Origin of the sequence: Ramlibacter sp., from assembly GCF_029866045.1 — a bacterium.
Taxonomy (GTDB): Bacteria; Pseudomonadota; Gammaproteobacteria; order Burkholderiales; family Burkholderiaceae_C; genus Ramlibacter.
The window spans coordinates 36510-45971 of the sequence record NZ_JARXAB010000104.1; the positions used below are offsets into that span (position 1 = coordinate 36510).

Annotated in this window: 11 protein-coding genes; 5 read left to right on the forward strand and 6 right to left on the reverse strand. The window is 67.1% G+C overall.

Annotated features, from left to right (window positions below):
• Nucleotides 1–32: 32 nt before the first annotated feature.
• Together QE494_RS11610 and gpmA are read right to left on the reverse strand one after the other, a co-directional pair.
• Nucleotides 33–1478 (reverse strand): S41 family peptidase, encoded by a 1446-nt coding sequence (locus tag QE494_RS11610; protein WP_300043527.1) that lies wholly within the window; start codon nucleotides 1476–1478, stop codon nucleotides 33–35.
• 174 nt (nucleotides 1479–1652) lie between these two features.
• Complete coding sequence (gene gpmA / locus QE494_RS11615) at nucleotides 1653–2396, reverse strand: 2,3-diphosphoglycerate-dependent phosphoglycerate mutase (protein ID WP_300043528.1); 744 nt, start codon at nucleotides 2394–2396, stop codon at nucleotides 1653–1655.
• A gap of 91 nt (nucleotides 2397–2487) precedes the next feature.
• On the opposite strand from gpmA, the gene QE494_RS11620 reads away from it, so the two are divergent.
• The 4 genes from QE494_RS11620 (at nucleotide 2488) to QE494_RS11635 (ending at nucleotide 4801) form a co-directional block, all read left to right on the forward strand.
• On the forward strand, nucleotides 2488–2895 hold the full coding sequence (locus QE494_RS11620) for a rhodanese-like domain-containing protein (RefSeq protein ID WP_300043529.1): 408 nt from the start codon (nucleotides 2488–2490) through the stop codon (nucleotides 2893–2895).
• Between the two features lie 13 nt (nucleotides 2896–2908).
• A complete protein-coding gene (gene grxC, locus QE494_RS11625) occupies nucleotides 2909–3169 on the forward strand; it encodes a glutaredoxin 3 (RefSeq protein ID WP_300043530.1) in 261 nt (86 codons plus the stop codon).
• 72 nt (nucleotides 3170–3241) lie between these two features.
• Complete coding sequence (gene secB, locus QE494_RS11630; protein WP_300043532.1) at nucleotides 3242–3700, forward strand: protein-export chaperone SecB; 459 nt, start codon at nucleotides 3242–3244, stop codon at nucleotides 3698–3700.
• Nucleotides 3701–3793: 93 nt separating this feature from the next.
• The gene (locus QE494_RS11635; protein ID WP_300043533.1) at nucleotides 3794–4801 is read left to right on the forward strand and encodes an NAD(P)H-dependent glycerol-3-phosphate dehydrogenase; all 1008 of its coding nucleotides are present in this window, start codon (nucleotides 3794–3796) and stop codon (nucleotides 4799–4801) included.
• Between the two features lie 109 nt (nucleotides 4802–4910).
• On the opposite strand, the gene QE494_RS11640 is transcribed toward QE494_RS11635, so the two are convergent.
• Entirely contained in the window at nucleotides 4911–5237 is a 327-nt protein-coding gene (locus tag QE494_RS11640) for a thioredoxin family protein (protein ID WP_300043534.1), read from the reverse strand.
• A 226-nt stretch (nucleotides 5238–5463) separates the two neighbouring features.
• On the opposite strand from QE494_RS11640, the gene nadA reads away from it, so the two are divergent.
• Complete coding sequence (nadA, locus tag QE494_RS11645) at nucleotides 5464–6594, forward strand: quinolinate synthase NadA (protein ID WP_300043535.1); 1131 nt, start codon at nucleotides 5464–5466, stop codon at nucleotides 6592–6594.
• 6 nt (nucleotides 6595–6600) lie between these two features.
• Here the strand turns inward: nadA and nadB are convergent, their stop codons facing one another.
• The 3 genes from nadB to QE494_RS11660 all read right to left on the reverse strand — a co-directional run.
• On the reverse strand, nucleotides 6601–8346 hold the full coding sequence (gene nadB, locus QE494_RS11650) for an L-aspartate oxidase (protein ID WP_300043537.1): 1746 nt from the start codon (nucleotides 8344–8346) through the stop codon (nucleotides 6601–6603).
• A gap of 100 nt (nucleotides 8347–8446) precedes the next feature.
• On the reverse strand, nucleotides 8447–9295 hold the full coding sequence (locus tag QE494_RS11655) for a ScpA family protein (protein WP_300043539.1): 849 nt from the start codon (nucleotides 9293–9295) through the stop codon (nucleotides 8447–8449).
• A gap of 62 nt (nucleotides 9296–9357) precedes the next feature.
• Nucleotides 9358–9462 (reverse strand): DUF3460 family protein (locus tag QE494_RS11660; protein WP_300043544.1); only part of this gene is annotated, 105 nt, incomplete at its 5' end.

Below are 9462 nucleotides of genomic sequence, written 5' to 3' on the forward strand. Positions count from 1 at the left end.
GGGCCGGCTTTGCCAAGTGCGCGTTCAGGCGATCAGTTGTCCTTTTTCTGGTCCTTGCTGGCAACGACCTGGGTCTTGCTCACAACGACTGGGCGTCCCTTGAGGTGGTTGATTGCCTGGATCAGCTGGAAGTCTTTCGGGCCGCCGAACTCCGGCGCGAGGGTGCGCTCAGAGGGCGGCTTGCGGGCCTCTTCCTCGGCCCGCTTGCGCGCTGCTTCGCGTGCGGCCTCGAGCGCGGTGTTGCGCGCCGCGGCAGCGCCCTGATTGTTCCCCAGGTGCTTTTCCAGATCAGCCTCGCGGGTGCGCAGCACGGCGAAGATATTGCCCTCTGAGCTCTCGTCCACCAGCACGTCGGGAACGATACCGCGTGCCTGGATCGATTTGCCGCTGGGGGTGTAGTAGCGCGCGGTGGTGAGCTTGAGGCCGGTGTCGGGACCGAGGGGACGCACCGTCTGCACCGAGCCCTTGCCGAAGGTCTGGCTGCCCATGATGGTGGCTCGCTTGTGGTCCTGCAGGGCGCCAGCCACGATCTCGCTGGCCGAGGCCGAGCCTTCGTTGACCAGCACCACCAGCGGCACGCTCTTGAGGGCCGCTGGCAGCTTGCGCAGTGGGTCGTTACCGGGGCGGCGCAGGTAGAACTCGGGCGCGGCCTTGTAGACGAACTTGCTTTCGGCCAGTTGCCCGTTGGTAGAGACCACGGTCACATTCTCAGGCAGGAAGGCTGCCGAAACCGCGACTGCAGCGTCTAGCAGGCCGCCCGGGTCGTTGCGCAGGTCCAGCACCAAACCCTTGAGCTGAGGCTCGGCCTTGTAGATTTCTTCCAGCCGTCGTGCGAAGTCCTCCACGGTGCGGTCCTGGAACTGCGTCAGCCGGATCCAGCCGTAGCCGGGCTCGATCACCTTGGCCTTGACCGAGACCGTCTTGATCTCTTCGCGGGTGATGGTGACGGAGAAGGTCCGGTCCTCAGACTTGCGCAGCACGGTCAGCACGACCTTGGTATTGGGCTCGCCGCGCATGCGCTTGACGGCCTCATTCAGGGTCATGCCCTTGACCGGTGTTTCGTCGACCCGGGTGATCAGGTCATTGGGCTGCAGGCCGGCACGGAAAGCGGGTGAGCCCTCAATCGGGGACACCACCTTGACCAGGCCGTCCTCCTGCGAGATCTCGATGCCCACGCCAACGAAGCGGCCGCTGGTGCCTTCGCGGAATTCCTTGAAGGACTTCTTGTCGAAGTACTGGGAATGCGGATCCAGGCTGGCCACCATGCCGGTGATGGCCTCGCTGATCAGCTTTTTCTCGTCGACCGCTTCAACATAGTCGCTCTTGACCATGCCGAAAACAGCCGCGAGTTGCTGCAGCTCCTCGAGTGGGAGCGGCGCGAGCGCGCCACGAGCAACCGTCTGCAAAGAGACGGTGGTCAGGGCGCCGGCAAACGCGCCCACGGAAATCCAGCCGGCGATCTTGAGTTTCTGACGCATGGGGGTGAGAGGTGCTTTGGTTCCTGATCCTCAGGAGGCAATATACACCCGGGGTTGGCCTCCGACACCGGCGTCGCGCTCGATGTCCGAGTCGACGGCCGGGCCTTAGGCCGACGCCCACCCAGACGTCCAGATGCCCCAGCCCCGCGGTTCAGGCCTCAGGGGCTCGCCGCCTCAGGCCTTGCCCTGCGCGGCGACGGCGGCTGCTGCTCGGGCTGCGGCCTCGGCGTCGCCCAGGTAGTAGTGGTGAAGCGGCTTCATCTCGGCGTCGAATTCATAGACCAGCGGGATGCCGTTGGGGATGTTCAGGCTCACGATGTCGCTGTCGGAGATGCCGTCCAGATGCTTGATCAGGGCGCGGATCGAGTTGCCATGGGCCGCCACCACCACCCGCTTGCCGGCGCGGATTGCCGGCGCCATGGACTCGTTCCAGAAGGGAACCACCCGGGCCACCGTGTCCTTCAGGCACTCGGTGAGGGGTGTGCCCTCGGGGCCCAGGTCCGCGTAGCGGCGGTCACCGCGCTCGCTGCGCGGGTCTGCGGGCTCCAGGGCCGGCGGCGGCGTGTCGTAGCTGCGGCGCCAGATCAGCACCTGGGCGTCGCCAAATTGCTTGGCCATGTCGGCCTTGTTCAGGCCCTGCAGGGCGCCGTAGTGGCGCTCGTTGAGGCGCCAACTGTGCACCACCGGCAGCCAGGTGCGGTCCATCTCGTCCAGGGTGTGCCAGAGCGTGCGGGTGGCGCGCTTGAGGACGCTGGTAAAGCACAGGTCGAAGTCGTAGCCCTCGGCCTTGAGCAGGCGGCCAGCCGCCTTGGCCTGGTCGACTCCGGTGGGGGTCAGGTCGACGTCGGTCCAGCCGGTGAAGCGGTTTTCGAGGTTCCAGGTCGATTCGCCGTGACGAATCAGGACAAGTTTGTACATGGGCAAGCGCCTGTGGAAGAAAGGGGATAGCCCGGGATTTTAGAATCAGCGGTTTCCACCCCCTCGCGTCCCTCATCCGGACCGCCCTCCCGTGAAATTTCTCATCGACAACTGGATGCTGCTCTCCGTGGCCCTGACCTCCGGTCTCATGCTGCTCGTGCCCGTGATCCGTGGGGGCGTCGGCGCGGGCCTGACCCCGGCGGCCGCCGTCAACCTGATCAACCGCGAGAAGGCGGTGGTCGTGGATGTGTGCAGCGCAGAGGAGTTCGCCGCCGGTCATATCAACGGTGCTCGCCACATTCCCCTGGCCGACTTGTCCAGCCGTCTGCCCGAGCAGGCGAAAAACAAGGCGGTTCCCCTCCTGATGGTGTGCGCCAGCGGCGCGCGGGCCCGCAAGGCCGCCGACACAGCCCGCCGCCTGGGCTACCCCAACGCCCAGGTGCTGGCCGGTGGCCTGCGCGCCTGGAAAGACGCCAACCTGCCTGTCCTGAAGTCCTGAGGAGCCGGTCACCATGCAAGCCGTGAAGATGTACACCACCGCCGTCTGCCCTTACTGCGTGCGTGCCAAGCAGTTGCTCAAGGCGCGTGGCGTCGATGCGATCGAAGAAATCCGCATCGATACCGACCCCATCCGCCGCGACGAGATGATGGCGCTGACCCAGCGCCGTACCGTGCCCCAGATTTTCATCGGCGACACCCATGTCGGAGGTTGCGACGACCTGGTGGCGCTCGACGGCCGTGGCGGCCTGATGCCGTTGCTCCAGGCCGCCTGACATAATCCGCCGACCCTCCATCCTGGTCCCGCTCGAGTTGCAGCAGGGCCGCTTCTTCACGAGAAAACTTCCATGTCCGACGCTCAGGCCCCCGTGTTCCAGATCCTCACCGTGTACCTGAAGGAGGCATCGATCGAGCAGCCCAACTCCCCCGCAATTCGCCTGGAGCAGCAGGAGGCGCCGGCGATTGATATCCAGCTGGGCGTGGAGGCGCAGCAGGCGGGCGAGGGCTTGTTTGAGGTCTCGGTCGGTGCGACTGTCACCGCCAAGGTGGGCGACCGTACCTTGTTCCTGGTTGAGTGCAAGCAGGCCGGGCTGTTCGAGATCCGCGGTTTCGACGACGCGCAGGTGGGCGGCCTGGTTGGCGCCATGTGCCCGCAAATCGTCTTCCCCGACCTGCGCAGCAACGTGAGTGATCTCACCACCCGCGCTGGCTTCCCGCCGGTGACCCTGGCCGAGATCAACTTCCAGGCCATGTACGAGCAGCAGCAGGCCGCTCAGCAGGGCTCGCCCATCATCACCAACGCCTGAGCAAGAAGCTGCAGATGAACGCGTCATGCCCGCTCATGCTGCTTACCCGAGCATGCTGAGTCCGCCCCTCGCGTCTTGTCCGAGGCCGGGATCGTGCGCATTCTGATCCTCGGCGCTGGCGCCTGGGGCACGGCCCTGGCGGTGAGCGCCGCCGGCCGGCACCCGGTGACCCTCTGGGCACGTGACGCGAGCCAGGTGGCGCAGATGCGCCAAGCGCGCGAGAACGCGCGCTACCTCACTGGCATCGGCTTTCCCGGGTATCTCCAGGTGGAAGGCCCGGCTGCTGGCGCGCTCGACCGCCTCGCCGCCGCGCACGATCTGGTCATCATCGCCACCCCCATGGCCGGCCTGCGCGGTATGTTGCAGGCCCTGGCCGGGGTTCGGGTTCCGGTAGCCTGGTTGTGCAAAGGTTTCGAGGCCGGCGGTCCGTCGACAGGTGGCCTGATGGGGCACGAGATCCAGGCCGAAGTGGCGCCTGGCCTCCAAGCTGGCGCGCTGAGCGGCCCCAGTTTTGCCCTCGAGGTTGCCCGCGGCCAACCGACGGCCCTGGTCGCGGCCAGCCCCCATGCGGCGGTGCGCGAGGCCCTGGTGGCCGCCTTCCACAGCCCCAGCCTGCGTGTCTACGCCAACGACGACCTCGCCGGGGTCGAGGTCGGTGGGGCGGTCAAGAACGTGCTGGCGATTGCCACCGGTTTGTGCGACGGCCTCGGGCTCGGGCTCAATGCCCGCGCTGCGCTTATCACCCGCGGCCTGGCCGAGATCAGCCGCCTCGGCTTGGCGCTGGGCGCGCGGGCAGAGACCTTCATGGGTCTGTCGGGCCTGGGCGACCTGGTGCTCACCGCCACCGGAGACCTGTCCCGCAACCGCAGGGTGGGCCTGCTGCTGGCACAGGGGCAGACACTGGCTCAGGCGGTGGAGTCCCTGGGCCATGTGGCCGAGGGCGTCTACTGCGCCCGCACGGTGGTACAGCGGGCGGCCTCCCTGGGGGTCGACATGCCCATCGCGCAGGCGGTGGTAGGTCTCTTGGACGGTCGGCTGCAACCGGCCGAGGCCCTGGCGGCGCTGATGGGGCGCGAGGCGCGCGCCGAAGGCCGGGGCTGATCGCGCTGCTGCGGGGCTGGAGTCCAGTCTTTTCCGGAGAAGACCGGGGCGTCGTTCAGTCCGGCAACTGCCCTGAGCCCAGCCCCAAACTCGGCGCTCAACCCGGCTCTCAACCCGGCGCTAAACCCTGCAACAACGCCTGCCGTATGTCATCGGCGCTGGCGGGGCGCACCACCCGAGCCACTTCCTGGCCGTCGCGCAGCAAAACCAGCGTGGGCCAGAGCTTGACGCCGAAGGCCCGTCCGAGGCGCCGGCCCTTGCCGTCTTCCTCCTTCAGGTGCCGCAGGCCGGTTTGTTCTGCCAGGGCCGCCTCGATATGGGGCTGGGCACCCTGGCACCAGCCGCACCAGTTGGTGCCGAACTCCAGCAGGGTGGGGCCCGGCAAGGCCTCGATGTGTTCGCGGGTGGTACCCAGGTCCTGGTAGGCGGTGCGCATGAGGCGCATTGTGCCGCCAGCCCATGAGGTCGCTTGTCCCGTGCCGGCCGGGGTCGCTGGCGGCAGGCTATGCTCGCGGGGTGTCCAGGTTTTTCGGGTGGGCCCCCGCGGCCCCGTCCGCCACTGCGAAAATGGTCACGGAATGCGGTGGCGACCCCATCGTGATCGGTACCCCGACCCAGGACGCCCAAGCGACCGACTTTTACATGCGATTCAAGAAATTGTGATGAGCGCCGCCAATTTACGAGCCCCGGCGCCGCTCAAGGATGTCGAGTACGAGCAGCCCGAAGGCGAGGCCTGCTCGACCCGTCACGCCTGGGCCCGCGTGCCCACTGAACCCTCGCAGGCCGAGCGCGCTGCGCTCAAGGACCGTATCCGCCGTCTGCTCAAGGAGCGCAACGCGGTCATGGTCTCTCACTACTACGTGCATCCCGACCTGCAAGACCTGGCCGAGGAAACCGGCGGCCTGGTGAGCGACTCGCTCGAGATGGCCCGCTTCGGCCGTGACCATGCGGCCCAGACCCTGGTGGTCTCCGGCGTGCGCTTCATGGGCGAGACCGCCAAGATCATTTCCCCCTCCAAGCGCGTGCTCATGCCCGACCTGGACGCGACCTGTTCGCTGGACCTGGGCTGCCCGATCGATGAATTCAGCGCCTTCTGCGATCAGCACCCGGACCGCACGGTGGTGGTCTACGCCAACACCAGCGCCGCGGTGAAGGCGCGGGCCGACTGGGTGGTCACCTCCAGCTGTGCGCTGGAGATCGTCTCTGCCCTTCGGGACAAGGGCCACAAGATTCTTTGGGCGCCCGACCGCCACCTGGGCGACTATGTGCGCCGCCAGACCGGCGCCGACATGGTGTTCTGGAACGGCTCGTGCATCGTGCACGACGAGTTCAAGGGCTTCGAGCTCGGTGACCTGAAAAAGCACCACCCTGGCGCCAAAATCCTGGTGCACCCCGAGGCGCCAGCCGAGGTGATCGCTCAGGCCGACGCGGTGGGCTCCACCTCCGGCATCTTGCAGGCCGCCCGTGAGTTGGACGCGCGCGAGTTCATCGTCGCCACCGACAACGGGCTGATGCACAAGTTGCGCGCGCTCAATCCGGGCAAGGTCTTCATCGAAGCCCCCACTGCCGGCAACAGCGCCACCTGCAAGAGCTGTGCGCATTGCCCGTGGATGGCCATGAACGGCCTGGCCGACCTCGCCCGCGTGCTGGAAACGGGCGCCAATGAGATCACGGTCGACACCGCCATCATTGACCGGGCACGCCTGCCGATTGACCGCATGCTGGCCTTCACCGCCGCCCTCAAGAACGGCCAGCCGGCCGGCGCGCTGGTGCCTGATCTCGGCGCGGTCTGAAAAGGCCTAGCGCCTGGGGCCCAGCACCGTCGGCCTGGCCTCGGCCAGGGTGTCCGGATGGTCCCGGTTGAAATGCAGTCCCCGGCTCTCCTGCCGCCTGCTCGCCGAGCGAACGATGAGGGCCGCTACTTCAAGCAGGTTGCGTAGCTCGAGCCCGCTGCGGCTGGGACTGCCGGCAGATAACACGTCGCCGGCTGCCTGCTGCAACTGGCTGATGCGGTGTGCTGCATTTGCCAGCTGCGCGTCGCTGCGCACGATGCCCACGTCTTGCCACATGCAGCGGCGCAGCGCCTCTTGGGCTTGGGCGACTTGCTGCGACTCCTTGTTGTTGCCGTGAAGCGACCGCTCTGGCCTCGATGGCACTGGCCGCATCTGCGGCGTCGCAGTCGCAGCAGTGGACGCAGTGGTAGCCATCGCCGCAGTCGAAATTTCTGGTGGCGTCAATCTCGGTTCGAGGGGCGTCTTCAGCGGGTGGGCCAGCGGGTGGACCAGGATGTCTTGCGCCGCGGAGCGCGCCAGAACGATGCACTCGAGCAACGAGTTGCTGGCCAGCCGGTTGGCACCCTGCAGGCCGGTGCAGGCGGTCTCGCCAATGGCGTACAGGCCAGCCAGGTCGGTCCGGCCGGAGAGGTCGGTCAGCACGCCGCCGCAGGCGTAATGCGCGGCTGGCACCACCGGAATCGGCTCGCGTGTGATGTCGATGCCCAGTTGCAGGCAGCGCGCATGGATGGTCGGGAAGTGCGCGCGGATGAAGTCGGCGCCGCGGTGGGTGATGTCCAGGTACACGCAGGCCAGGTCGCCGCGTTTCATTTCGGCGTCGATCGCGCGGGCGGCGATGTCGCGCGGCGCCAGTTCGGCGCGCGGGTCGTGGGCCGGCATGAAGCGGGTGCCATCGGGCAGCAGCAGCCGCCCGCCCTCGCCGCGTAGCGCCTCGGAGATAAGGAAGTTCCTCGCCCCCGGGTGGTACAGGCAGGTCGGGTGGAACTGGATGAATTCCATGTTCATCACCCGGCAGCCGGCCCGCCAAGCGGCGGCCATGCCATCCCCCGTGGCCGTGGGCGGGTTGGTGGTGTGCCGATAGACCTGGCCTGCGCCGCCGGTGGCCAGCACCGTGTGCGGGGCTTGCAGGCTGATCAGCCTGCCGCTGGCCTCATCGAGCGCCTGCAGGCCCAAGCAGCGCCGCGCGTCCGGCTCGCCGCCTGTTGCCTGTGCTGGGTCCTGCGCTGCTTCGCCCGGTACCTCTACCGGTGTGGTGCCTACCGGTGTCGTGATCAGGTCGACCAGCATGTGCCGTTCGAACACGGTGACGCCCGTTGTTTCGCGCAGCCGCTCGAGCAGCGCCGCCTGCACCGCCGCGCCAGTGGCGTCCGTCGCATGAACGATGCGGCGTGCGCTGTGGCCGCCTTCGCGGGTCAGGTGCAGATGACCGGCTTCTTCGGAAAACTGCACGCCTTGGGACTGCAGCCAGGCAATCGCTTCGGGTGCGTGCTCCACGACGAAGCGTGTGGCTTCAAGGTCGCACAGGCCGACACCGGCGGCCAGGGTGTCTTGCACATGGGCCTCGAGGGTGTCGCCAGGGTCCATCACCGCAGCGATGCCGCCCTGTGCCCAGCCACTGGCGCTGTCGGCCAGGGTCTGTTTGGTGAGAAGGGCCACGCGTCGCTGCGGGGCCAGCAGGAGGGCGGCGCAAAGGCCCGCCAGGCCGCTGCCGACGACGAGCACGTCAAACTCTGTTGTGGTGGTGGCCGGCATGCGACCGATTGTGGCCGGCGCGTCGCGCCGGCGGGGGCTGCGGGAGCTGTCGCCCCGGGGCCCGCGGCAGCTGATCAGGCCGACCGATCAGTCCGACTGATCAGGCCGGTTGGTAAGCCAGTCGCACGTAGATGGGCGCGAAGGCCTCGGCCTGGGTCACGTCGATCAGTGACTCCTTGGCCAGCTCGAGCATGGCGATGAAGGTCACCACCATCACCGGTACGCCGCGGGTGGTGTCAAAGAGTTGCTCGAACTCGACGAAGCGTCGGCCCTGGAGCTTGCGCAGCACGATGGACATGTGCTCGCGGACCGACAGCTCCTCGCGCGAAATCTTGTGGTGTTGCACCAGCTTGGCCCGCCGGAGAATGTCGCGCCAGGCCGACTGCAGGTCGCCTGCACTCACATCGGGAAAGCGCGGCTGCAGCGACTGCTCGATGTAGACCTGGGCCCGCAGCACGTCGCGCCCGACCTGGGGCAGTTCGTTCAGGCGGGCGGCGGCCATCTTCATCTGCTCGTACTCGATCAGGCGCCGCTGCAGCTCGGCCCGTGGGTCCTCGGGCTCCTCACCCGCGGCCGTCTTCTTGGGCGGCAGCAGCATGCGCGACTTGATTTCGATCAGCATCGCCGCCATCAGCAGGTACTCGGCCGCCAGCTCCAAGTTGCGACTACGAATCTCTTCAACGTATTGCAGGTACTGACGAGTCAAGCCCGCCATGGGGATGTCGAGGATGTTGAAGTTCTGCTTGCGGATCAGGTAGAGCAGCAGGTCCAGAGGGCCTTCGAAGGCCTCCAGAAACACTTCCAGCGCATCAGGGGGGATGTACAGGTCCTGCGGCATGGCGAACAGGGGTTCGCCATACAGGCGCGCCAACGCCACCTGATCCACCACGTCAGGCATGTGCCCGAGTTCGGCGGCTCCGGAGGAAACGCCTTCGGTGCTGGAGGTCATGATGCTATTAAATCAGGAGCTGCCCGCGCAGATTCGGCGGGCGCCAAGGCCTGAAAAGGCTCTTAATCGTTCTTGGTCTGGTAGACGTAAGGCTTCTGCGCAACCTGGGCGCTGCGAAAGCCCTTCCAGGCCATGCGGTCCACCACTTTGTCCCACAGCAGGGCGCG

Excerpts from the sequence above, each read along its gene's own strand:
- nadB (WP_300043537.1), bottom strand. The coding sequence starts at position 8,346 with ATGCCGGCCACCACCACAACAGAGTTTGACGTGCTCGTCGTCGGCAGC.
- secB (WP_300043532.1), top strand. The coding sequence starts at position 3,242 with ATGTCCGACGCTCAGGCCCCCGTGTTCCAGATCCTCACCGTGTACCTG.
- grxC (WP_300043530.1), top strand. The coding sequence starts at position 2,909 with ATGCAAGCCGTGAAGATGTACACCACCGCCGTCTGCCCTTACTGCGTG.
- QE494_RS11655 (WP_300043539.1), bottom strand. The coding sequence starts at position 9,295 with ATGACCTCCAGCACCGAAGGCGTTTCCTCCGGAGCCGCCGAACTCGGG.
- gpmA (WP_300043528.1), bottom strand. The coding sequence starts at position 2,396 with ATGTACAAACTTGTCCTGATTCGTCACGGCGAATCGACCTGGAACCTC.
- QE494_RS11640 (WP_300043534.1), bottom strand. The coding sequence starts at position 5,237 with ATGCGCACCGCCTACCAGGACCTGGGTACCACCCGCGAACACATCGAG.
- nadA (WP_300043535.1), top strand. The coding sequence starts at position 5,464 with ATGAGCGCCGCCAATTTACGAGCCCCGGCGCCGCTCAAGGATGTCGAG.
- QE494_RS11610 (WP_300043527.1), bottom strand. The coding sequence starts at position 1,478 with ATGCGTCAGAAACTCAAGATCGCCGGCTGGATTTCCGTGGGCGCGTTT.